The organism is Stenotrophomonas sp. LST15-1-1.1 (genome assembly GCF_040815575.1).
Classification (GTDB): domain Bacteria; phylum Pseudomonadota; class Gammaproteobacteria; order Xanthomonadales; family Xanthomonadaceae; genus Stenotrophomonas; species Stenotrophomonas lactitubi_B.
On record NZ_JBFPNJ010000001.1, the window covers coordinates 1,241,403 to 1,261,383 of the forward strand.

At 65.8% G+C, this 19,981-nt stretch carries 25 protein-coding genes, 5 tRNA genes and 1 riboswitch; of the genes, 11 read left to right on the forward strand and 19 right to left on the reverse strand.

Translation table 11 applies throughout. The annotated features are described in order from the left end of the window. Window positions 1-3: 3 nt before the first annotated feature. On the reverse strand, window positions 4-456 hold the full coding sequence (locus tag MRBLST15_RS05700) for a BLUF domain-containing protein (protein ID WP_265951772.1): 453 nt from the start codon (window positions 454-456) through the stop codon (window positions 4-6). Window positions 457-514: 58 nt separating this feature from the next. Further along, window positions 515-1,423, reverse strand: a complete 909-nt coding sequence (locus MRBLST15_RS05705; protein WP_367785439.1) for a TraB/GumN family protein — start codon at window positions 1,421-1,423, stop codon at window positions 515-517. A 232-nt stretch (window positions 1,424-1,655) separates the two neighbouring features. On the opposite strand from MRBLST15_RS05705, the gene MRBLST15_RS05710 reads away from it, so the two are divergent. Both MRBLST15_RS05710 and MRBLST15_RS05715 read left to right on the forward strand, forming a co-directional pair. Beyond that, window positions 1,656-1,742 (forward strand) — tRNA-Leu (locus MRBLST15_RS05710). A gap of 179 nt (window positions 1,743-1,921) precedes the next feature. After that, complete coding sequence (locus MRBLST15_RS05715) at window positions 1,922-2,401, forward strand: hypothetical protein (RefSeq protein WP_265951770.1); 480 nt, start codon at window positions 1,922-1,924, stop codon at window positions 2,399-2,401. Between the two features lie 9 nt (window positions 2,402-2,410). On the opposite strand, the gene hemN is transcribed toward MRBLST15_RS05715, so the two are convergent. After that, window positions 2,411-3,820 (reverse strand): oxygen-independent coproporphyrinogen III oxidase, encoded by a 1,410-nt coding sequence (hemN, locus tag MRBLST15_RS05720; protein WP_312705048.1) that lies wholly within the window; start codon window positions 3,818-3,820, stop codon window positions 2,411-2,413. Between the two features lie 44 nt (window positions 3,821-3,864). Next, window positions 3,865-4,305, reverse strand: coding sequence for a group III truncated hemoglobin (locus MRBLST15_RS05725; protein WP_312705047.1), 441 nt, complete (start codon window positions 4,303-4,305; stop codon window positions 3,865-3,867). 180 nt (window positions 4,306-4,485) lie between these two features. Here MRBLST15_RS05725 and MRBLST15_RS05730 point away from each other — a divergent pair, with 180 nt between their 5' ends. Further along, complete coding sequence (locus tag MRBLST15_RS05730; RefSeq protein WP_089240191.1) at window positions 4,486-4,770, forward strand: hypothetical protein; 285 nt, start codon at window positions 4,486-4,488, stop codon at window positions 4,768-4,770. Beyond that, window positions 4,767-5,816, forward strand: coding sequence for a 4Fe-4S dicluster domain-containing protein (locus MRBLST15_RS05735; protein WP_367785440.1), 1,050 nt, complete (start codon window positions 4,767-4,769; stop codon window positions 5,814-5,816). Before MRBLST15_RS05730 ends, MRBLST15_RS05735 begins: the two co-directional genes overlap by 4 nt. 1 nt (window position 5,817) lies before the next feature. Here MRBLST15_RS05735 and MRBLST15_RS05740 read toward each other — a convergent pair whose 3' ends face one another. Next, window positions 5,818-6,054: a hypothetical protein gene (locus MRBLST15_RS05740; protein WP_025875165.1), complete on the reverse strand. Its 237-nt coding sequence runs from the start codon at window positions 6,052-6,054 to the stop codon at window positions 5,818-5,820. A gap of 351 nt (window positions 6,055-6,405) precedes the next feature. Beyond that, window positions 6,406-6,615, reverse strand: a complete 210-nt coding sequence (locus MRBLST15_RS05745) for a hypothetical protein (RefSeq protein ID WP_108266613.1) — start codon at window positions 6,613-6,615, stop codon at window positions 6,406-6,408. A 78-nt stretch (window positions 6,616-6,693) separates the two neighbouring features. Here MRBLST15_RS05745 and MRBLST15_RS05750 point away from each other — a divergent pair, with 78 nt between their 5' ends. Together MRBLST15_RS05750 and crcB are read left to right on the forward strand one after the other, a co-directional pair. Then, complete coding sequence (locus MRBLST15_RS05750; RefSeq protein ID WP_223880016.1) at window positions 6,694-7,134, forward strand: helix-turn-helix domain-containing protein; 441 nt, start codon at window positions 6,694-6,696, stop codon at window positions 7,132-7,134. A 22-nt stretch (window positions 7,135-7,156) separates the two neighbouring features. Next, window positions 7,157-7,220, forward strand: a riboswitch (Fluoride riboswitch). Between the two features lie 81 nt (window positions 7,221-7,301). Further along, window positions 7,302-7,694, forward strand: a complete 393-nt coding sequence (crcB, locus tag MRBLST15_RS05755) for a fluoride efflux transporter CrcB (protein WP_367785441.1) — start codon at window positions 7,302-7,304, stop codon at window positions 7,692-7,694. Between the two features lie 3 nt (window positions 7,695-7,697). On the opposite strand, the gene MRBLST15_RS05760 is transcribed toward crcB, so the two are convergent. After that, a complete protein-coding gene (locus MRBLST15_RS05760; RefSeq protein WP_367785442.1) occupies window positions 7,698-8,531 on the reverse strand; it encodes an AraC family transcriptional regulator in 834 nt (277 codons plus the stop codon). Window positions 8,532-8,713: 182 nt separating this feature from the next. Here MRBLST15_RS05760 and MRBLST15_RS05765 point away from each other — a divergent pair, with 182 nt between their 5' ends. Next, on the forward strand, window positions 8,714-9,805 hold the full coding sequence (locus MRBLST15_RS05765) for an alpha/beta hydrolase (RefSeq protein WP_367785443.1): 1,092 nt from the start codon (window positions 8,714-8,716) through the stop codon (window positions 9,803-9,805). A gap of 89 nt (window positions 9,806-9,894) precedes the next feature. Continuing rightward, on the forward strand, window positions 9,895-10,095 hold the full coding sequence (locus MRBLST15_RS05770; protein WP_265951764.1) for a hypothetical protein: 201 nt from the start codon (window positions 9,895-9,897) through the stop codon (window positions 10,093-10,095). Between the two features lie 106 nt (window positions 10,096-10,201). On the opposite strand, the gene MRBLST15_RS05775 is transcribed toward MRBLST15_RS05770, so the two are convergent. Both MRBLST15_RS05775 and MRBLST15_RS05780 read right to left on the reverse strand, forming a co-directional pair. Continuing rightward, window positions 10,202-10,471: a hypothetical protein gene (locus MRBLST15_RS05775; RefSeq protein ID WP_089240177.1), complete on the reverse strand. Its 270-nt coding sequence runs from the start codon at window positions 10,469-10,471 to the stop codon at window positions 10,202-10,204. 133 nt (window positions 10,472-10,604) lie between these two features. Then, entirely contained in the window at window positions 10,605-11,309 is a 705-nt protein-coding gene (locus MRBLST15_RS05780) for an ArsR/SmtB family transcription factor (protein WP_367785444.1), read from the reverse strand. Window positions 11,310-11,414: 105 nt separating this feature from the next. Here MRBLST15_RS05780 and MRBLST15_RS05785 point away from each other — a divergent pair, with 105 nt between their 5' ends. Beyond that, a complete protein-coding gene (locus tag MRBLST15_RS05785; RefSeq protein WP_414716140.1) occupies window positions 11,415-12,056 on the forward strand; it encodes a flavin reductase family protein in 642 nt (213 codons plus the stop codon). Between the two features lie 46 nt (window positions 12,057-12,102). Here the strand turns inward: MRBLST15_RS05785 and MRBLST15_RS05790 are convergent, their stop codons facing one another. From MRBLST15_RS05790 to MRBLST15_RS05805, 4 genes are all read right to left on the reverse strand, one after another. Beyond that, window positions 12,103-12,636, reverse strand: a complete 534-nt coding sequence (locus MRBLST15_RS05790) for a DUF998 domain-containing protein (RefSeq protein WP_367785445.1) — start codon at window positions 12,634-12,636, stop codon at window positions 12,103-12,105. A gap of 165 nt (window positions 12,637-12,801) precedes the next feature. Beyond that, window positions 12,802-12,875: transfer RNA gene (locus tag MRBLST15_RS05795), tRNA-Cys, on the reverse strand. Between the two features lie 66 nt (window positions 12,876-12,941). Beyond that, window positions 12,942-13,017, reverse strand: a tRNA-Gly gene (locus MRBLST15_RS05800). A gap of 154 nt (window positions 13,018-13,171) precedes the next feature. Then, window positions 13,172-13,247: transfer RNA gene (locus tag MRBLST15_RS05805), tRNA-Gly, on the reverse strand. Between the two features lie 74 nt (window positions 13,248-13,321). Here MRBLST15_RS05805 and MRBLST15_RS05810 point away from each other — a divergent pair. Then, window positions 13,322-13,777 carry a hypothetical protein gene (locus tag MRBLST15_RS05810; RefSeq protein WP_265951760.1) on the forward strand — a complete coding sequence of 152 codons (456 nt, stop codon included), beginning with the start codon at window positions 13,322-13,324 and terminating at the stop codon, window positions 13,775-13,777. A gap of 12 nt (window positions 13,778-13,789) precedes the next feature. Here the strand turns inward: MRBLST15_RS05810 and MRBLST15_RS05815 are convergent, their stop codons facing one another. The 4 genes from MRBLST15_RS05815 to MRBLST15_RS05830 are packed head-to-tail and all read right to left on the reverse strand — an operon-like array spanning window position 13,790 to window position 17,901. After that, window positions 13,790-14,701: an HlyD family secretion protein gene (locus MRBLST15_RS05815; RefSeq protein ID WP_367785446.1), complete on the reverse strand. Its 912-nt coding sequence runs from the start codon at window positions 14,699-14,701 to the stop codon at window positions 13,790-13,792. Continuing rightward, complete coding sequence (locus MRBLST15_RS05820) at window positions 14,698-15,426, reverse strand: ABC transporter ATP-binding protein (RefSeq protein WP_367785447.1); 729 nt, start codon at window positions 15,424-15,426, stop codon at window positions 14,698-14,700. The genes MRBLST15_RS05815 and MRBLST15_RS05820 overlap by 4 nt, the downstream gene beginning before the upstream one ends. Before the next feature lie 10 nt (window positions 15,427-15,436). Further along, window positions 15,437-16,576 carry an ABC transporter permease gene (locus MRBLST15_RS05825; protein WP_367785448.1) on the reverse strand — a complete coding sequence of 380 codons (1,140 nt, stop codon included), beginning with the start codon at window positions 16,574-16,576 and terminating at the stop codon, window positions 15,437-15,439. Next, the gene (locus MRBLST15_RS05830; protein ID WP_367785449.1) at window positions 16,573-17,901 is read right to left on the reverse strand and encodes a TolC family protein; all 1,329 of its coding nucleotides are present in this window, start codon (window positions 17,899-17,901) and stop codon (window positions 16,573-16,575) included. The genes MRBLST15_RS05825 and MRBLST15_RS05830 overlap by 4 nt, the downstream gene beginning before the upstream one ends. A 332-nt stretch (window positions 17,902-18,233) precedes the next feature. Between MRBLST15_RS05830 and MRBLST15_RS05835 the strand changes: the two genes are divergently transcribed. Further along, window positions 18,234-18,581 (forward strand): hypothetical protein, encoded by a 348-nt coding sequence (locus MRBLST15_RS05835; RefSeq protein ID WP_367785450.1) that lies wholly within the window; start codon window positions 18,234-18,236, stop codon window positions 18,579-18,581. A gap of 67 nt (window positions 18,582-18,648) precedes the next feature. On the opposite strand, the gene MRBLST15_RS05840 is transcribed toward MRBLST15_RS05835, so the two are convergent. Both MRBLST15_RS05840 and MRBLST15_RS05845 read right to left on the reverse strand, forming a co-directional pair. Next, a tRNA-Gly gene (locus MRBLST15_RS05840) sits at window positions 18,649-18,724 on the reverse strand. Window positions 18,725-18,829: 105 nt separating this feature from the next. Continuing rightward, complete coding sequence (locus MRBLST15_RS05845; RefSeq protein WP_367785451.1) at window positions 18,830-19,936, reverse strand: NAD(P)/FAD-dependent oxidoreductase; 1,107 nt, start codon at window positions 19,934-19,936, stop codon at window positions 18,830-18,832. Between the last annotated feature and the right edge of the window lie 45 nt (window positions 19,937-19,981).

Sequence of the window (19,981 nt, forward strand, 5' to 3'; positions counted from 1 at the left end):
TGATCAGGATCCGAGGCTGACGGCGGCCGGCTCCAGTTCGCCGTGGCTGCCGGTCCAGGCCCGCAGCAACAGGCCGAAACCATGGTCCGGGGGATCCAGTTCCAGGCTGAAACCCTGCCACGGCGCCGCCACGATGCTGTCCAGCGTCGCCGGATCCACCTGCCGGTTGGCCATCGTCCAGCGCGGGAACCAACGGCTCGGGATCGGGCCTGCAGCCAGCTGGATGATGCTGCCGTGGCGTCGCGCGTTACCGATTCGCGCGTGCACCGACGCCAGTCCATCCCGTGGGCCTTCGATGTACTGCAGGAAACGGCTGCCATCGAACATCAACGCCCCGGTCACCCCGGCCATGCGATTGAACGCGGTCGCATCGGCCAGCAACGCATCGAGCTCGGGCACGTCCAGTCCCTCCCTGGCCGTGCTGACATAGGCGTACGCATGCAACGGCATGTCCATCACTCCCCTCCTGAGTGCAGAGGAATATGACAGGAAGCGCGAGGAGTTCAAGCGTTGACTATTCCGGCGGCGCCTCGATCTGATAGCCGCGTTGCGTCAGCGCGTCCAGATAACCTTCACCCAGCAGCAGGCTGACCGGCACCGTCGCGAAGGTGCCAGCGTGATGGGTCAGCGCCGCATCCACGCCCTGCAGCCAACGCGTGCGTACCTGCTGCGGCATGTCGCTCCAGCCACGCCGGCGTACGAAGGCCGAGTCCTGCAGCAGTTCGCGGCAGGTCTGCGCCATCGCCGAGCCCGACAGCCGACGCAGTGCAGCGACATCGCCGAGCGCCCAGGCATTGGCACGCTCACGCAACACCGGCGCCTGGAATTCCACTGTATCGAGCGTGCGTTCGAAGCATGCGCGGTCATCGACTTCGGTGGCCTGAAGTTCCTTCAACGTGCCACGGATGTCGTCGACCTTCAGCTTCACCTGCACATCTTCCGGCTTCAGATCGCGGGCCTTGTAGGCACGCCCGAGTGCTTCCTTCACCTGCTTGCCGTCGCGCAGGCCGTTGCGCTTGAGGAACGCCTGGTACAGGCGACCGGAGGCCACCAGCGGACGATCCTTTTCCACGCCACGGTCATTGCCCATGTAGGTCTGTTTCAGCCCCAGCCAGCGTGCGTACGTTGCCGCCGGCAGGATCTGATCCAGCGTGCGCCCCTGCGGATCGCGCGCGGTCTTCATCGCCAGCGGAAGCAGGGTCAAGCCCTTGAACACACCGATCTTCGCATCGAGGCTGAAACCCGGATCGCCCAGCACATGGTCGACACCGGCGATGGCCCGTTCGACTTCATCCGAGCGCCATTGCACGCCGCTTGGCAACGGCGAGACCGTTCCCAGTATCCACAGCACATGCCCCTGTGGAGCGGTGACCTTCCAGAGGCCGGGGCCGGGTTGTTCGCCGGTCACCTGCACCGTATCCATGTCCACCACCGGGCCCGCGGGTGCTGGTGCCTGCTGCGCGGCGGCCGGGCCTATCGCCAGCATCAGCCCCAGGACGGCACTGCATCCGATCCATCGCCTGCCACCACGTGCACGCATATCGCCATTCCCGGAAACGTTGGCGGACTGTACCCAGCCCCGCGCCCGACTGCGTAAAAGCAGCGTTAGCCGGTGGCAGCGGCGGCGATTCCGTTACAATCGGCGCGCGCTGCAGGCCCGGATGGCGAAACTGGTAGACGCATCGGACTTAAAATCCGCCGGGGGCAACCCCATGCCGGTTCGATCCCGGCTCCGGGCACCACCCAATCACGCATCGACACTCCCCGCAAAGGGCCCGCGCACCGCTGGTTCCGCACAGCACCCTACTGAACGGAATGCGGCCATTCGCATACCGTTTCCGCGATCAGGACGGCTTCAGGCCGGCATGGCAGAATCGGACGCGCCGCCCCGGCCGCCGAACGACGCATAAGGAGATCACCCGTGAAATGGATATGGCTCGCATCATCGCTGGCACTGGTCACGCTGCTCGCCCAGGCCACCGCACCCGCATCGGCGCAGAGCCGTTCGAACAGCCACCGCAACCTCGACGGAAGCCGGGATATCCGTAACAGCGACGGCTCGTCCAGCCGCATCAGGCGCGACCTGTCTGGACGCGAGATCGCCGAACACAGCAACGGCAGCCGCTCGACCACCACCACCGATCTGAGTGGCCGCAAACGCACCACCCACAGCGATGGCAGCTATTCCAACAGCAGCACAGACCTCAACGGCAACATCCGCACCCAGTACAGCAACGGGGCCTACTCGGTCAGCAAGCGTGACCTGAGCGGCAGGTGGCGCACCGAGTACAGCGATGGCTCCTACTCGACCAGCGTGCGCGATCTCAACGGCAACTGGACCACCACCTCCAGCGGTGGCATGGCAGCCCGCCATCCCGAACGCGGCGTCGGCAAGCGCTGAGGCCTGCGCTCAGATCGCCCGCGAGTAGCGAGGCTGCTCCTGGGCGGTACGCAGATAGGGATCGAAACACATCGCCAGCAGGCGCAGCAGCGGCCGCCCCGGCTCGCTGGTGCGCACCACCCCATCGCGGTACTCGGCCAGGCCATCCTGCTGCAGGCGCTGCACGGCCTGCAGGTCTTCGGCGAAATAGGTTTCGAAGTCGACGCCATGGCGCTGGGCCAGTGACGTGCCATCCACTTCACCCTGGCACATCAACTGCTGTATCAACTCGGCGCGCAGCTCGTCGTCGGCACTGAGCGCGACGCCGCGCCAGACCGGCAACTGTCCCTGGTCCACCGCGTTTTCCCATGACGGCAGGTCACGCGGGTTCTGGCTGTACGTGGCACCCACATGGCTGATCGCACTTACGCCAAGGCCGATCAGATCGGTGTCGGCATGGGTGGTGTAGCCCATGAAGTTGCGATGCAGCTGGCCGGCGCGCTGGGCACGCGACAGATCTTCTTCCGGCAATGCGAAGTGGTCCATGCCGATGTACTGGTAGCCGGCCGCGGACAGGCGCTCCACCGCCAGGCCGAGCAGCGCGAGCTTGTCTTCCGGCGACGGCATGCGGCTTTCGTCAATCTGCCGCTGCGCGCGGAACAGGTGTGGCAGGTGCGCATAGCCGTACACCGCCAGTCGATCCGGGCGCAGCGCCAGCACCAGTTCCAGGGTGCGGCCGAAGCCCTCCAGGCTCTGCCCGGGCAGGCCGTAGATCAGATCGACATTGACCGAGCGCATGCCGCTGTCGCGGCACGCGCGCAGAATGTCCAGCGTCTGCCGCACACCCTGCAAGCGGTTGATCGATTCCTGCACCTGCGGGTCGAAATCCTGCACACCCAGGCTGGCGCGGTTGAAACCGAGCCTGGCCAGCATCGCCACGTCGCTGGTGTCGATGAAGCGCGGGTCCAGTTCGATGGAAAAATCACGCTGCGACGAACTGCTGAAATCGAAGCGTCGGCGCAGGCCCTCGACCAGTGCGGTCATCGCATCGGCATCCAGGAAATTCGGTGTGCCGCCGCCGAGGTGCAGCTGGATCACTTCACGGCCGTCGGCGAACTGCGGTGCCAGCAGATCCGCCTCGGCCAGCACGCGTGACACGTAGCTGTGGCCACGCCCGCGGTCGCGGGTGATCACCCGGTTGCAGCCACAGTAGAAGCAGGGGCTGGAGCAGAACGGCACATGGACGTACAACGACAGCGCGCGCGCCAGCGGGTTGCTGTCGGCGATCGCCTGGCGCAGCGCCGGTGCATCGAAGCCGTCATGGAAGTGCGGCGCGGTGGGATAGGAGGTGTAGCGCGGCCCGGGCCGGTCATGCCGGCGCAGCAGATCGGGATCGAAGGTCCAGGCCAGGCCACCGGCAGCGGGAGAGAACGTGTCCATGCCGCCAGCATCGCGCCAGTCCAGGCGCAGCGCCTTGACCCAGATCAATCCTTGGCGGGGACGCCCAGCACCGGCAGCATGACCTGCGGCCAGCGCAGCATCTGGTAGCGGCGCCAGAAGGTCTCTGCGATGCGGGCGGCCACATCGTCGGCCAGCGCCTGCATCGGCGGGTTGTTGCATTCGGCCGTGGTGATGTGGAACAGCACCAGCCAGCGGTCGAACAGATCCTTTTCCAGATCGATTGCCATGTGCTTGGACATCGGCGAGCCCTTGAACCGGCGCGTCCCGCGCAGCATCGCCGACCAGAAATCCACGAGCTGGGCGAGGTGTTCGGGCCAGTCTTTCACGTGACCTTCGAACACCGGCCCCAGACGCTCCTCGTCACGCACGCGCGCGTAGAAATCGTGAACCAGCCGGGTCACTTCCTCCTCGCTGCACAGCTCTGGTGAAGCAACGGGAATATCGGTCGTGGGCGTTGCGTTCATCAGGGCACCAAATGCGGATCGGCAGTGTGCCGCAGGCCGCCAACACTCCTGTTGATCCAGATCAATGTCAGCGCACTGCGGCGCACCTAGGCTGACACGCTTGCAGGAAGCATGCCCTGCGGATGCTGCGCCAACTACGGCGAAGTATACGCGCCGCCCTCTTCTTCGACCCGAACCCGCATGAACACACCGTCTTCCAGCCGCCAGCGGCTGATCCAGCACTGGGGCGCAGTCCTGTGGCCCAGCTTCATCGCCGCCGGCCTGGCCTGCGTGGTGTTCTTTGCGTTCGTCGATCCACTGCGGCTGCAGGCAATCAGCTTCCCGGGTACGGCCATCAGCCGTGAGCTGGGCTACACCGCAGGGTTCTTCATGTTCTGGGCCGTCACCGCACTTTCCAGCGCGGTGACCGGCTACCTGCTGCGGCCGATGCCGAACGACGAGGACGAGGAGCTGCCGCTGGGATGAGCATCGTCGCTTCCCCGCCAGCGCGCCCGTGGCATTGGCGCCGCACCCTGGGCCTTGCGCTGCTGGCCCTGTTCCACGGGCTGCCGTGGCTGCAGTGGGATGGCCGGCAGGCCCTGCTGCTGGACCTCGACGCGCGCCGCTTCGACCTGTTCGCGTGGACCCTGTGGCCGAATGACGTCGGCGTGCTGCTGGGCCTGTTGGCGGCGATGGCGGTGGGCCTGGCCCTGCTCACCCATCTGGCCGGTCGCGTGTGGTGCGGACATGCCTGCCCGCAGACGCTGTGGACACGGGCCTTCGACGGGATCGCGCAGGCACTGTCCCGCGCCATGCCAGCGCAGCTGGCGCGACCGGCGACCCAGCTGGCCTGGCTGCTGCTGTCGCTGTGGACCGGGATCACCTTCGTGGGATTTTTCAGTCCGATCCACGAACTGGTCGCCGACGCATTCGATGGCAGCTGGAGCGGCTGGGAGACCTTCTGGGTGCTGTTCTATGCCGCCGCCACCTGGGGCAACGCCGGGTTCCTGCGCGAACAGGTGTGCCGATCGCTCTGTCCATTCGCGCGCATGCAGCCGTTGCTGACCGACCCGCACACCCCGCGCATGTTGTATGACGCACGCCGTGGCGAACCGCGCGGCGCCCGCCCGCCGGCATTGGGCGGCGTGCTCGGCCGCGGTCGTGGCCTGCTTGACCCGACCACCGCGCAGGACTACGTTTTCCGTGCCGCACATCCACTGCTGGCCGGACCGATGCCGACCTTCAATGCAGATCGGCTGGGCGACTGCATCGATTGCATGGCCTGCGTAAGCGCCTGCCCGATGCAGCTGGACATCCGCCATGGCCCACAGGCCGACTGCCTGGCCTGTGGGGCCTGTCTGGAAGCGTGCACCCGGCAACAGCAGCAGGCGGGCTTCGGGCCCGGCCTGATCAGCTATTGCAGCCCGCAGGTGATGGCCGGCCAGCCACGTCGGTGGTGGCGCCCCCGCACCACCGCCTTGGCATCGATGCTGCTGGCCCTGCTGGCCTGTGGCGCCTGGCGCCTGCTCTGAGTCAGCCCGGGTCGCCCGGGCGCGGCGGTACCAGCTGGGCGCGACGGACGATGCCCAGTTGCTCGATGATCAGCGCCATTTCGTTGGTGACATCGGTCCGCCCGGTCCCCTGCGGAACCAGACGGTCAAGCACCTGCTGGTAGGTATCCCAGAACGCCGGACCGCATCCGTGTTTGTGATAACTGGCTTCCAGTTCGCGGCGTACCCGTTCAGCCAAGCCATGCATGCCGTATTCCATACGACCTCCGTTGGACTTGTTCTGCATCGTTGACGGTCGACCGATTCACTTGCGAGCTACTGAAAGACTCCCGGCCTTCACAACCGGTTGATGCCAATTAGTCATAGATTTCACGACACGTCAATTACAGAGCGCGACTTTCGCGATTGAAATTATTAATCGTTCATGAAGCGGCGTGACGAAGAGGATCGAGAGTCTCCGTGCCGATGTCGACATTGGTCGGTGATGATCCCTGATGCCCATCACAGTTCAGCCCATCGCTGCGGGCGGGGCAATCGATTCTGCCTATGTTGCTAAGCATGCTTAGCAAATTGATCTTAGCGGTCTATCTGCGACAGTGTTGGTCGCATCTCATGCAGTTTCATCGTTCGGGTCCTGATCCAGAGGGAACAGCGCGGGGTACCGCTGCTGCAGGATGTAGCGCCTCAGCGGCGGGATGGGAAAGCCTCTGGGCCATTGCGAGACAGCGGATCTGCTGATTCCAAACAGTCTGGCGAGCTCTGCGTCGGTGGAAAAGCCCAGCCGCGTGCGGACCTGCCGCTTGCTCCAGAATTCGTCCATTTTCGATCCCTTTCATCATCAAACTTATTCTTGCGCCAAGGCCTCTTTCGATTCCACGCGTTAAGCTGGCTTGCATAGATGAATACTCTTGGACAACGACTCGCGGTCGCCATGAAGGACGCCGGGCATGCACGCCCGGCCGACCTGGCACGTGCCGCCGAAACGACGACGGCAACGGTGAGCAACTGGCTCAACGACCACGTCAAGGCCAACCACGTGAAAGCCGAACAGCTGTTCCGCATCGCCGATGCGGTGAAGCTGGACCCGCGGGAGCTGCTGTTCGGCCCGCTGGGACGGGGAGTCGGCGAGCGCGGCACGGCCTACATGCACATGCCCAGCGAAGCCCATCTGGATGTCTGGCAAGCGGCTTATGAGCTGGTTGCCCACATCCTTGCCGAGCGCGGTCTGGAGGTTGGCTACCGCCGCGAGGCCACGCTGGGGCTGATGGCCCATGACCTGCTGATGGAGGGCGTCAGCCGCGGCAAGGTTGCACGCGTGGTGATGACGGCCCTGCCCTGACCCATCGCGGGCTGGTAGCATGGTGGTCGATGGGGATGGGGCTCCCCCGATAACCGCCTGAGATGGCTGATGGCTCCTGCTGCGACGAACCCGGCGTTCGTCGATGGCAGGCCGTGCCCGCCATTGCGTACGCCGTCGAACCTGCGAACACGCACTCGAGGCAAACAATGCAGACATTGAACAACTATGTGCTGGTGTTCCTGGGCGGCGGTGTCGGCGCCTGCCTGCGCCACGCCTGCAACCTGATCGGCACCCGCGCCGCCGTCGGCAGTTCCTGGCCGTGGTCGACCTTTCTGGTCAACATCAGCGGCGCCTTGCTGATGGGCGTGGTGGTGGAGGCATTTGCCCTGCGCAACGGTGCGTCGCCGCAACTGCGCCTGCTGTTGGCCACCGGCATTCTTGGCGGCTACACCACCTTCTCCACCTTCTCGCTGGAAACCGGCCTGCTGCTGCAGCGGGGCCAGCATGGGCTGGCCGCACTCTACGCGGGCGGCTCGGTCGCCCTTGGCCTGGCCGGGCTGTTCGCCGGCATGAAGCTGACCCGGCTCGCGCTGGGTTGACGCTCAGCCGGCGGCAACGCGCGCCTGTCCCCGCCACTGCCGTGGCGATTGCCCGGTGTGCGCCTTGAACGCCCGCGACAACGCCGCCTCGCTGCCATAGCCGACCTCGTCGGCGATCCGTTTCAACGGTCGGCCCTGGCGCAGCGCCTGCTGCGCCAGGCCTACCCGCCACCCCTGCAGATAATGCCCGGGCGTGGTTCCCATGGCCTCGCGGAAACTGGCGGCGAACACGCTGCGCGACATGCCTGCAACGTCGGCCAGATCCTCCAGTGTCCACGCCTGGGCCGGCGCCTCATGCATCGCCACCAGCGCCAACCGCAGTCGTGGATGGCCGAGCCCGGCGAACAGGCCACCGCGCATCCCTCCCCCCTCCATCAGCTGCCGCAGCACCTGGATCATCACCACCTCGAACAGGCGGTTGACCATCACCGCGCGGCCGCAGCGTTGCTCGAATGCCTCCTCGAACAGCAGTTCCAGGGCGCCATGGCCGCCGTACAGCTCGGCCAACGGCAGGCAGATGAAGTCGGGCAGCGCCGCACTGATCGGGTTGAGCCTGCCACCTTCGAAATGGAGATTGGCGCAGGCCATGTCGGCGCCGAGCTGTGGATCGGTGTGGAAGCGGTGCGGCAGCGGTCGCGGGTACAACAGCAGACTGGGAACGTCGACCTGCACCGTCTGCGCACCATGACTGACCTGCAACGGGCCGCGCCGCACCAGATGCAACTGGCCAGCCTCGCCCTCTCCTTCGAGGCTGTTGATGCCACACAGCGCGCCAGCATGGAACACCGAGGCGGTGACCGCGAAGCGTTCGAGCAGGATGGCAAGACGATCAGCCATGACGGGACTCCAGGTCAAGCAAAGGAAGGCAGATACGTCAGATCGTATCGGATTCGACCCTGCTGTGCGCGGCACTGGCCGCCGTGCCGGGGCGGCGCTATACAAGCGACACATCCTGCCGGCAAGCCGGCAATTGATCGCACCGAGGGGCAAAGCCAATGCCAACCACACCCGCCCCAGCGATGCCCAGGACACGCACGCTCCACCGGCTGGCCCTGGCATTTGCCCTGCTGCTGCCACACACCCCGCTGTCCGCCGCACCCGCAGCCACGCCGCGCACCTCCAGCGGCGAGTTGCAGGGCGCACGCTGGCGCCTGGATGTGCCCGCCGGCTGGAATGGCGAACTGGTGATGCTGGCGCATGGCTACGAGCCGGTCGGTGTGCCGCAGCCATCACCGATGCCGGCCAACGAAAGCACTGCCAGCCTGCTGGCGGCAGGTTACGCCGTGGCCCAGAGCGCCTATGCCAGCCAGGGCTGGGCGGTAGCAGATGCGATCGGCGACATGGAACGCCTGCGCGCGCACGCCCTGTCCGAGTTGAAGGACGTGCGTCGCACCTGGATTCTCGGCTTTTCGATGGGCGGTGCGGTGGCCGTCGCCACCCTCGAACGCCTGCCGCAGCATTACGACGGCGGAGTTTCGCTGTGTGGCGCCAACCTGCCCGGCGAACAACTGGCCAACGACCTGCTGACCACACTGGTGGCGTTCGATTATTTCTTCCCTGAGGCCGAAGGGCTGCCCCGCCAGGGCCTGGCTTCGGCAGAAGCTGCGGCGCTATCGCAGATGGCGCTCTATCAAGGCATCGCTGCCGCGCTTCAGACCCGCCCGGCCGTGGCTGCGCAACTGGCCACACGGCTGGAAGTAAGTGTGGAGGCATTGCCGGGCACGATCAGCCTGCACGCGATGATCCTGCACGAACTGGCCGCGCGCGCTGGCGGCATGCCGGTCGGCAACGTGAGAACCGCCTACCGCGGATTCGGTGACGACAAGGCGTTCAACGCGGGCGTGCAGCGGCTGGCACCTGCTGCGCCGGCACAGCTATACGTGCGCGAAAAGCTGGCGTTGACCGGCGCGCTCAAGCGACCGCTGGTGATCCAGTTCAACAACAACGACCCGAGCATCGTGCCGCGCATGCAGGCGGTGTATCCGCAACTGGCCGAGCACGCTGGCGCCGCGCCATTGCCACACGTACTGCCTGCGGTGGGCGAAGGACACTGCGGCTTTACAGATTCACAGGTGGTCGAGGCGCTCAGGGCAGCAAGAACTTCGTTGTGATCCGCACCTTGCGGCAGCGCACCAGGCGTGCCGGGAAACCACTGCTATTGTTGCCTCGCCCATTGAAGGGCAAACAAAGGACTGACGTGATGATCAAGACGACCTTGAAGACCATGATGTTCCTTGCTGTCGCAGTTTCAGGTTTCGCATTCGCTGCCGGCCCCTGCGAGTTCTGCGACCTGAAGTATCAGCAGTGCCTTCGTGCCACCCATAATCCGGGTGGCCCCACTTCTGCACAGTGCGACCTCGCGTATCGCCTCTGCAGGGAAATGGATTGCCCGTCGCCCTGACCTGCACTCCGGCCGGCTCCCAGCCCGGGAGCCGGTTCGCGCTTTCCGTTGCTGTCGCTGCCGTCCTCACCGGCGGCAGAGCCGAGCGTGGCAATGGCCCACCGGATCAGTGGCCGAGCGTACCCATGGTGAAGGTATAGCCGGAGCGCATGAGGAAGTCGCGCATGCGCAGTTCGGCGCGGCGGGGCGACGGAAGATCCGGCGGGCCATACAGCGCATAGACCACGCCTGCGCCCTCGATGCGCTCGCGGCGCACGTCACAATGCCGGCTCTCCGAGGCGAGGACCCAGCCGTCCTTCAGTTGATCGGGGCCGATGGACTGCCCGTTCTTCAGCCGGAATGTGAGCCAGCGCACATCTGCGGTGGATCTGCTCATTGCCCGCCAGCTGCATCATGCATGCAGCCCCTCATGTCCTTGCCTGCCATTGCTGCTCCCGAAGACCAGAACTCGACCATACCCCGTCGCCATGTCGTGACCGGCTGAGACTGGCAGGGGCGCGTGGCGGGTCTCAGTCGCCCACGTCGAACAACCTGCGGAACGCCGCCTGCCCGGCTGGCGTGACCCGCAGTTCGCGCCGCCCCTCGAGGCGATGCAGCCAGCGGTTCAGCAGGAAACTCTGCAGCATGGCTTCGCCGACCATGCCCGCCATGTGCGGGCGACGTTCGGTGCAGTCCAGGCAGCCGCGGCAGTAGCGCTCGGGCTTCACCTTCGGTGATCGCGCCATCAGCTCTGCCAGTGGCTCGCCCACGGCGCGCAGGACGTCGGCGCCATGAGCCGTCAGCTGCCAGTGGTCTGCTGATGCGGTGATCGCCCCGGTGCCCAGCAGGTGGTCGGAGATGGCGACGGCGTATTCACCTGCCAGGTGCTGATAGCAGCTGCGTGCCCGACGGAAGCCGGCATCGACCCGGATGGTTCGCGGAGAGAGCGATGGGCGTTGATCACTGAAACGCAGGATGCCTTCCAGCATGTCGGCGACCTCGGTCGAGGCAAGCCGGTGATAACGGTGGCGTCCCTGCACCGCCACGGCCAGGATGCCCCCATCGAGCAACCGCCGCAGATGACTGCTTGCCGTCTGTGGCGAGATGCCCGCTACGCCAGCCAGCTCGGATGCCGTGTGCGCGCGGCCATCCATCAACGTCAACAGCATGGCCGCGCGTGCGTGGTCCCCGACCAAGGTGCCGACATTGATGAAAGCGCGGGAGGTCTGGGCCATGGCCGCATTGTGGCACGCCCCCTGCCACGCATCATTCGACCTGGATCGAAGCGTCCGCGTCCTTGCACAGGGCACAGTGATCGCCCGCAACCAACGAGTTCAAGCATGCCACCGGAAGATATCCAACGTCGTTGCATCACCCCCTCCGTGCTCTATCCGGGAACGCCGGTGGTGCTGATGACCACGCTGAACGAAGACGGCAGCGCGAACATCAGCCCGCTTTCCTCATTCTGGGCGCTGGGCGACCGCGTGGTGCTCGGCATCGGCGAGCAGGGCCAAGGCTGCAGCAATCTTCTGGCACGCGGCGAATGCGTACTGAACTTCGCAGATGCGACGCAGGCGACGCAGGTTGAAGCCATCGCCCGCGCCACCGCGCGCACCCCTGTGCCGGATTCGAAGCGTGATATGGGTTACGTGCATGTGCGTGACAAGTTCGCACTGGGCGGCTTCAGCCGCGTCGACTCGGTGCTGGTGGCACCGCCGGCGATCGCCGAATGCCCGCTGCAGGTGGAGGTCGCGCTGCTCGCCTCGCATCGACCCAGCGGAACGCAGGATCAGGGCTTCATGATCGTCGAAGGACGGATCTGCCGGGTGCATGCACACGAGGCGATCACCATTGCAGGTACCCAGCACATCGACGTGCAGCGCTGGGCACCGTTGATCTACCTGTTCCGTCATTACGTGGGCACCACCACGCCGGTGGCGCGTAATTTTCGTGCTGACGACCCGGCGCCAGCGGCGGCCTGAATGTCTGGCCGCAGACTGCCAGCGCTTGCTGCAGGAAGCGCTTGGCTCAACCGCGGAATCGACGCAGCTCCAGCGCCGCGAGGGTGTACCAGCCGAACGCCGGCAGCAGCGCAAGGCGCTGGGTGAGGCCGCGATAGGGCTCCGGATCGAAGCCGGACATCATCAGCCACAGATAAGCCATGCCCAGCAGCGAGCTGGCGGGCGCAAACCATGCCATCCGCGTTGACGCCTGTGGGCCCAGCTCTGCAAGGAACAGCAGCGGGGTGAGGATCGAGAAGATGCCGATGCCATAGAGGCCATGCATGGGGCTGCCGATGGTGAAGACGCCATTGCTGACCATGGACACCCCGAACAGGGTGGAGGTGAGCGCAGTGAGCGCGAAACGGCGGCCCTGGGCGAGCAACGCGAGGCTGAAGAGGATGATGGCCGAGCCACTGGCCACCGGGCCGGCCTGCACCACCTCGGCTGGCAGCCCCGGCAGCAGGCCAAGCTCGCTGAGGTGCTGCGAGAGCGAGTGGTAGCCGGGCACGGTGAATGCAAAGGCGATCAGTGTCAGCATCGCGCCGAGGGGGATGTACACGGCCTGCTGGATCGCCAGGTTTCGCACTGCGGCCACCACTGCAGAAGAGGAGAGCGGCGACGTTAGCAGCCGGCCCTGGCGGGTCGCATGTGCATTTTGGTACAGCCTGCCGGCGCCGGACTGCGCGCAAAGAAAAAGCCCTGACCGAGGTCAGGGCTTTTCAATTGGAGGCCTCAAGCGGAATCGAACCGCTGTAAACGGATTTGCAATCCGGTGCATAGCCACTCTGCCATGAGGCCAACGTACTGCGATCAGGAACGACGCCCCTGACATGACAAAACCCCGCGATGGGGCCTGTCGGAACATGGAGCGGGAAACGAGACTCGAACTCGCGACCTCAACCTTGGCAAGGTTGCGCTCTACCAACTGAGCTATTCCCGCATAAGCCGTCATGGTACCGGAAGCCCGGGACACACACCAGCCATTTCACAACTCTTTTCACTTTTCTGACTGCGCGCAAAGCCTTGTGGCTCAACGTGCCCCGCCTTGCCGTGGCGGGAGAAAAACAAGGCCCCAACCGGGGCCCTGTGCAATCTGGAGCGGGAAACGAGACTCGAACTCGCGACCTCAACCTTGGCAAGGTTGCGCTCTACCAACTGAGCTATTCCCGCAGATTCTCCGACCTGCGTCGAAGGAGCGCTATTGTGTCCAAATTCCTTCACGCCGTCAACAGCCCGCAGCACCGATGAACCCGCCCACGAGACCTCGCTACGCCCGCCTGTTCTGGCTCCTTGTCGCCCTCACCTGGCTGGCGGTGATCGCCGCATTGGTCAATGCGGGCTTCACCCCGGACTACTGGATGTTGCGGCACTTCGAAGGCGGAACCCTGCCCTACCCGACCAGCAGCGTTGTCGTGTTCGCGCTGTTGAGTACGGTCGAGATGGTGATCGCTGCGCTGATCGTGCGCCCCTGGAAGTTCGGTCGCTTGTGGCTGCGACTGTTGATCGCCTGCGTGTTGCTGCTGGCGTGGACCTTCCCGTGGCTGGCATCGATGATGCACCAGCCACCGGTACAGGGAATGCACCTGCTGTGGCTGCTGCTTCTGGATGTGGGACTGTTGCTGGCGCTGTGCCTGGCGTCGCTGGTCAGTGCGTGGCGGGCGTTTGCCAAAAGGAAACAAGCAGGCCGCGCGCGCCCATAGAGAGCAACGCCGTTACTTCCGGAACTCCACCCGCACGTGCTGGCCGACGCGCGCCTTTGCCGCACTCTCGAACTCCAGTACGCACTCAACCACTTTGGCCACGCCGCGCCCTGCATCCTCCGGCAACCGCGCCGTCGCGAACACCGGGCTGATGCGGACCACGCGTGCCTCCGGCAGCGGTTTTCCCTCGTTGCCATCGCTATCGATCACCACCGTCGCGCGCATGCCCACCTGCACTGCATCGGCATAGGACGCACTCAGTTCGGCGCGCACCTGCAGCGGCCGCGCCGGCAGCAATGACATCGCCGGCTTGCCGGCCTGCACGAACGCACCCACGCCGGGCACCTGGCCGACCACGGTGCCGGCATCCGGCGCAGTCAGCGACATCTGCCGCAGCTTGAGCTTGGCGTGCTCCAGCTTGTGCTGGGCCATCTCGACCTGCGCTCCAGCCACATCGACATCGGCGCGAACGCCAGCCAACTGCTGCCTGGCCGCGTCGGCCTGCTGGCTGGAAGAGACGCCCTCGCTTGCACCAGTGGCCAACCGGGTGGCGTTGCGCTCCAGCTCGCGCAGTTGCGCCTGCGTGCCCTTCAACCGGTCGGTGGCCAGCGCGAGCTCGGCGTTGGCCATGCCTACTTCCTGTTCAAGCAGTGCACCATCCAGGGTGAGCAGGACATCGCCCTTGCGGACCACCGCCCCTTCCTTCACCGGCGCGATGCTGACCGAACCATCCATCGATGGCACCAGTGCGATCAGCCCGCCCTCCACATCGATGACGCCGCGGGCGACGGCCACCTTGTCCACGCTGGTGGACGTGGATGCGGCCGGCTGTGCGGGTACGGGTGCATCCTTGCTGCAGGCACCCAGCAGCAAGGCCGCGCCAAAGGAGATGCTGAGGGAGAACAACGGCGGCATTCTGGTCATCGGCTGGGCCCTACGGTTTCGTTCTGGCGACGGTCATCGCGGACCGTGCCGTCTTCCATGGCGATCACCCGGTCCGCATGGCGGATCAGGCGTGGATCGTGACTTACACACAGCACCGTGGCCTGATGTGCGCGCGCATAGCGATGCAGGATGTCGATCACGCGCTGGCCGTTCTCGGCGTCCAGTGCGCTGGTGGGCTCATCGGCAAAGATCAACGTGGGTGACTTGGCGAAGGCCCGGGCTACCGCCACACGCTGCTTCTCACCGCCGGACAACTGCGCCGGGCGCATGTGGCTGCGGTGCGAGAGGCCGACGTCTTCCAACGCTTGTCGCGCCAACGGCTCACTGTCGCGGTTGCGCATGCCGCGATAGCCCAACGGCAGCTGCACCTGCTCCAGCGCGGTCAATGCCGGGAACAGATTGAAGCCCTGGAACACGAAACCGACATGATGCAGGCGGAAGCGCTCCACCTCGCTGCGCGTCATGTGGCTGACGTCCTGCCCCAGCGCGTGCACGCGACCGCCATCGGGCGTGGAGAGCCCGGACATCAGCGACAGCAGCGTGCTTTTGCCGCAGCCGGACGGGCCCGACACCAGGGTCAGTTCGCCGGGATAGATGTCCAGTGACAGGCCACGCAGCACGGGAACGTGCACATCGCCGGAAACGAAGCCCTTCTCCAGTGCGTCGGCACGCAGCGTCGGGGAAGTGAGGGAGGCGTTCGTCATCAGTCGCCCTTCAACGCAACAGCAACGATGGATCAGAACGGACGACGCTGCGCACCGCCATGATGCTCGACAGCATTGCCATCACCGCGACCAGCGCAACGCAGCCGAGAACCACCATCGGCGTGAGCTGTACCGGCACGCGCTGGGTCTGCGCCGCCAACAGCACCACCGTGCTGAAGGCTGCGGCCAGCAGCATGCCGACACCGCCGATCAACACGGCCTGTTCGAACACCACCCGCGCCAGTGCATAGCGGCCTGCTCCGAGCGCGTTGAGGGTGGCGTACTCGCGTACCGACCCGGCCACCACCGCCGCGAACGACTGGTTGGTGATCACCGCGCCGACGAAGCAGACGATGACCGCCATGAACAGCACCGCGATGCCGGCTCCGGTGTCGAACAGCCAGTACTGCTGTGAGCGGCTGGCGAACTCCGGTGCTGTCCAGAATTCGACAGGCGTGGCGCGGCCCGTTGAATCGTTGAGGCGGTCGCGCACGCGACCTGCCAATTCCGGCGAACGCGTGCCCGCCACGAAATAGGTACTGCCTTCATGCGGGTCGGTTCCGGCGATGGCACGCGCGGTATCCAGGGACGCCAGTACGTTGACGCCGCCGAGACCACGCAGGCCGGGTTGTGCGGCGACCACACGCACCGCCTTGCCGTTGATCCACGCACGGTTGCTGCGTAGATCAACGCCCAGTGTGTCCAGGTCGGCGCTGTCGACGATCACCGCGCCAGGTTCACGCAACTGCGCACGCAGCCCAGGCGACAGGATGCGCGAGAACATCATCGCGTGGTCCGCGGTGGAGATGCCGGACAGGTACACCGACACGTTGCCTGTGCCCTGCGCGCTGGAGCGCCACTCGCCGTCGACCCATTCGTAGGGCTCGACGCGGGTGACATCCGGGTCCATGCGCAGCCGGTTTTCGACATCCGCGCTGATCGCATGGCCGTAGTTCACGCTCTGCGTGCCGGCAAAGCCAGCCCAGACATCGGCGCTGGACGCCTTCACATAGATCGCAGCAGTGCCGAAGATGCCCAGCACCAGCGCGGCCTGCACGATCAGCAGCACACCGGCGAAACACATGGCCAGCACGACCGGCAGGAACCTGCGCCACTCGTAGACCAGCGTTTTGCGGGCAAGCGCGATCATTGCGCGTCGCCTTCTGGCTCGACCGGTAAAGGTGCGCCGCCCACGGCGCGGTACAGCGATGCAAAGGCGAGCACGCGCGCCCCCTGCGCGCCGATCAGATCGGCCTGCGCGGACAACGCCGCACGCTGGCCTTCCAGCCCGTCGAACTCACTGGAGAGGCCAAGCTGCACCTGCCGGGCCTGTCGCGCGACCTGCTGCCGGGCAGCGTCGTCGGCCACCTGCAGCGATTGGATGCTGCTGTTCTGGCGGGCCAGGCTGCCCAATGCACCTTCCACTTCAGCCACGCCTTGCAGCACGGCCTTGCGGTAGCCCAGCAATGCCGCATCCAGTTGCTTGTCGTCGGACTGGTAGCGCGCGCGGCGCTGGCCCCAATCCCACAGCGGAATGTCGATGTAGGGACCGATCGATGGGCTGGAATCGGAGTTGGAGCGTGCGTTCTGGGTGAGGTTGTAGGCGTAGAGGATGGAGCCGCCCAGGCTCAGTTTCGGGAACATCGCCGCGCGTGCGCTGCCCTTTTCGGCGGTGGCCTGCAGTACATCGGCCTCGGCCAGCAGGATCTGCGGGCGATGGCGCAGCAGATCGGCCGGCACCTGCTGCAGGGTGAAGGCGCTCAATTGCGGCGGCGTGCGGTAGGCATTCCAGGCCGGATCCGGCCCATCGCGCCCCAGCAGCAGCGCCAGCGCACGCGCGGCGTTGCCTGCGTTCTCATCCGCCAGTGCAATGGCAGCGCGTGTGGCGGCCTGCCGCGCGCGCAGACGATCCAGTTCGCCAGGCTCGTCCAGATGCAGGCGCTGCCGCACCAGCCCAAGTTGCTCGCCGCGTGCGTCAACGGCCTGTTGCTTACCCAACAGATCCGCCTGCGCCTGCGCGACGGAAAGATCCAGATAGCTGCGCACTACATCAGCGATGACCGCCACCTGTGCGGCATTGCGCAGTGCTTCAGCATTTCCGTTGGCCGCCTGCGCGCTCAGCCGCGCACTTTCCGCTGCACCAAACAGGCCGAGATCCCAGATCGCTTCGACGCCGGCGTGGAAGTAGGTGTCGACCGCGGCGGCGTCCTGCACCTGCTTTGCACTGGCCGTTATCTCCGGACGGAAGCGCGCATCGGCGGTGCCCGACACCAGGCGTACCGCCTGCAGCCGCAGGGTGGCCTGCTGCAGGTCCAGATTGCCGGCGATGGCCTCTTCCACCAGCGCGTTCAAGCGCGCATCGGCCAGCACCTTCCACCACTGCCGCGCATCGACCGCCACGCCCCGCTGCACAGGAGCGGGTTGATTCCAGACCGCTGGAGTGCGATCGGGCAGATCCGGAACCGGCACCGACATGCAGCCTGCCAGCATCATGCTGGCCAGGAGCGCCCCGGCAGCCAGTACGATGCGCGGGAGGGGGACATACCTTTGAGCGGACATTGCTGGGGAAGTGAAACGTTTGGCCACCCGCCCGCCTTCGTGGAGAGAGAAGCCGAGGAGGCTACGCCGCGATTGTGGAGTGGACATGGAGAATCGGTCGGAGCTGCGTTACAGCGCGTGTGCGGTGCATGCATTGCGAACCCTCGGCCTTTCCACAGCCTTTCATCGGCGCCGCCAAGCTGAACGCTGGACTGTCCGCGGGCGCTGGGGCACATTGGCCGCAACGCTTATACCGGCAGGCAATACGCTTGAAATCCAGCTCTCGCCGCACGCTCGGCATCTTCATGGCCGTGCTTATCGTGGGCACGATGGCGATCTGCCTGGCGACGCCACTGGCATCGAACGCGGTCATGCTGCTGATGGACCGCAGCAACTTCATTCCCGCGCAGTCGTCGATCTTCTCCTTCGAGCCGTACGTGATCAATGACGGCTCGTCGAACTACTGGCTGTATGGCCAGGACCGCACCTACTACTACCACTTCACGTACCAGGCCGACGCGCCCTATCTGTACATCCCGCGGAAGAACGCCTGCGCCGGTTTCAACCGTGCGGACGTGCGTACCTGGTGCAGCGCGAGCCAGGGCATCCTGCGCTAGCGGGCTGCACCTGCAGAGCGGCGCGCAAACGAAAAACGCCCCCTCGCGGGAGCGTTTTTCTTGAATCTGGAGCGGGAAACGAGACTCGAACTCGCGACCTCAACCTTGGCAAGGTTGCGCTCTACCAACTGAGCTATTCCCGCATATTCCGTTCGACCTGCGTCGAAGGAGCGCTATTGTGTCGGGATTGCTGCACGGCGTCAACAGGATTCTGCCTTCCCATCATGAAGCAGCGTTCAGCTTCCGGATCACACCCGCACGCCCCGCCGATGGAAGTAGATCTGCTCGGCCAGCCGGCGCACCGGGCCGGTACGTAGCAGGGCGTCGACCGGCCAGTCCCGCTGCAGGTGGTCCATGGCCCAGCGCAGCACGCGCTTGCGGTGAAAAGTGGGCGCCGCCTGCCGTGCCACCTGCTCGGCGGCGGGTCCCTTGCCACGCCGGTGCAGGCCGATGGCATCGCCGACCGCCCAGCCATGCCGCCATGACGAGTGGATGCCGCCGGCCGACAGCGGCGAGACGACACCCGCCGCATCACCGGTAAGGATCACGCCTGGCGCGGTGATCGAGCCATCCGGCAACCCGCAGGGCACCAGCCCCGCGCGGGTGCCAGCAGCCTCGGCCGAGAGCGGAAGGCCGACCACGTCGCGCACATGTTCAAGGAAACCCTCGATATCCGGCGAACGGACATGTTCGGGATCGTGACGCAGCGCCAGCCCCACCTGTACACCGGTGGGATTCTGCGCGGCCCAGCCGATGTAGCCGGGTGCGAAGCGGCGGCTGACAAAGCAGTGCAAGGCATCGCCTTCCGGCAGCTGCACGCCGGCAAACTCACGCTCGACGCCGTACAGGTTGTCGCGCACCTGACCGAGGCCGGTGCGCTGCGCGACACGCGAACGCGCGCCGTCAGCGCCGACCAGATAGCCGGTGCGCCCCACTCCTTCGACCAGCCACGCATCGCCATCGCGACAGGCCCCGGTGAACGACTGCTGCAGGCGCAGGTCCACGCCACTGGCGCGCAGTTCGCTGGCCAGCCAGCGCATCAGGTTCGGTGTATCGGTGGTGAGGAAGTAGTAGCCCGGTGCGGCCAACAACACGTTGCGCAGGTTCGGTGCGTACAGGCGCACGCGCGCTACACGCTGCACAAGGTGTTCGGGCATGCGCCCCAGCCAGGTCTGTTCCATCGCCTCTTTCACCACGATGCCGGTGGTGTGCAGGCGCTCGCCGGGGTCGGCCTTGCGTTCGAGCACGCAGACGCGCAGGCCGTACTGGGCGGCGGCGAGCGCGCAGGCGGCACCGGCAAAACTGGCGCCGACGATGACCACGTCGTAATCGTAGGCTGGTGGAGTGTGAGGCATCGCGGCATCACCACTTGAGAAGGGAGATGCAGCATCGAGCCTCCG

Coding starts and splice junctions, on each gene's coding strand:
- MRBLST15_RS05815 (WP_367785446.1), bottom strand. CDS start 14,701: ATGACCAGAATGCCGCCGTTGTTCTCCCTCAGCATCTCCTTTGGCGCG.
- MRBLST15_RS05735 (WP_367785440.1), top strand. CDS start 4,767: ATGAGCATCGTCGCTTCCCCGCCAGCGCGCCCGTGGCATTGGCGCCGC.
- MRBLST15_RS05700 (WP_265951772.1), bottom strand. CDS start 456: ATGGACATGCCGTTGCATGCGTACGCCTATGTCAGCACGGCCAGGGAG.
- MRBLST15_RS05820 (WP_367785447.1), bottom strand. CDS start 15,426: ATGACGAACGCCTCCCTCACTTCCCCGACGCTGCGTGCCGACGCACTG.
- MRBLST15_RS05730 (WP_089240191.1), top strand. CDS start 4,486: ATGAACACACCGTCTTCCAGCCGCCAGCGGCTGATCCAGCACTGGGGC.
- MRBLST15_RS05775 (WP_089240177.1), bottom strand. CDS start 10,471: ATGAGCAGATCCACCGCAGATGTGCGCTGGCTCACATTCCGGCTGAAG.
- MRBLST15_RS05740 (WP_025875165.1), bottom strand. CDS start 6,054: ATGGAATACGGCATGCATGGCTTGGCTGAACGGGTACGCCGCGAACTG.
- MRBLST15_RS05745 (WP_108266613.1), bottom strand. CDS start 6,615: ATGGACGAATTCTGGAGCAAGCGGCAGGTCCGCACGCGGCTGGGCTTT.
- hemN (WP_312705048.1), bottom strand. CDS start 3,820: ATGGACACGTTCTCTCCCGCTGCCGGTGGCCTGGCCTGGACCTTCGAT.
- MRBLST15_RS05830 (WP_367785449.1), bottom strand. CDS start 17,901: ATGTCGGTGCCGGTTCCGGATCTGCCCGATCGCACTCCAGCGGTCTGG.
- MRBLST15_RS05760 (WP_367785442.1), bottom strand. CDS start 8,531: ATGGCTGATCGTCTTGCCATCCTGCTCGAACGCTTCGCGGTCACCGCC.
- MRBLST15_RS05765 (WP_367785443.1), top strand. CDS start 8,714: ATGCCCAGGACACGCACGCTCCACCGGCTGGCCCTGGCATTTGCCCTG.
- MRBLST15_RS05785 (WP_414716140.1), top strand. CDS start 11,415: ATGCCACCGGAAGATATCCAACGTCGTTGCATCACCCCCTCCGTGCTC.
- MRBLST15_RS05825 (WP_367785448.1), bottom strand. CDS start 16,576: ATGATCGCGCTTGCCCGCAAAACGCTGGTCTACGAGTGGCGCAGGTTC.
- crcB (WP_367785441.1), top strand. CDS start 7,302: ATGCAGACATTGAACAACTATGTGCTGGTGTTCCTGGGCGGCGGTGTC.
- MRBLST15_RS05725 (WP_312705047.1), bottom strand. CDS start 4,305: ATGAACGCAACGCCCACGACCGATATTCCCGTTGCTTCACCAGAGCTG.
- MRBLST15_RS05750 (WP_223880016.1), top strand. CDS start 6,694: ATGAATACTCTTGGACAACGACTCGCGGTCGCCATGAAGGACGCCGGG.
- MRBLST15_RS05705 (WP_367785439.1), bottom strand. CDS start 1,423: ATGGATACGGTGCAGGTGACCGGCGAACAACCCGGCCCCGGCCTCTGG.
- MRBLST15_RS05770 (WP_265951764.1), top strand. CDS start 9,895: ATGATCAAGACGACCTTGAAGACCATGATGTTCCTTGCTGTCGCAGTT.
- MRBLST15_RS05845 (WP_367785451.1), bottom strand. CDS start 19,936: ATGCCTCACACTCCACCAGCCTACGATTACGACGTGGTCATCGTCGGC.
- MRBLST15_RS05810 (WP_265951760.1), top strand. CDS start 13,322: ATGAACCCGCCCACGAGACCTCGCTACGCCCGCCTGTTCTGGCTCCTT.
- MRBLST15_RS05780 (WP_367785444.1), bottom strand. CDS start 11,309: ATGGCCCAGACCTCCCGCGCTTTCATCAATGTCGGCACCTTGGTCGGG.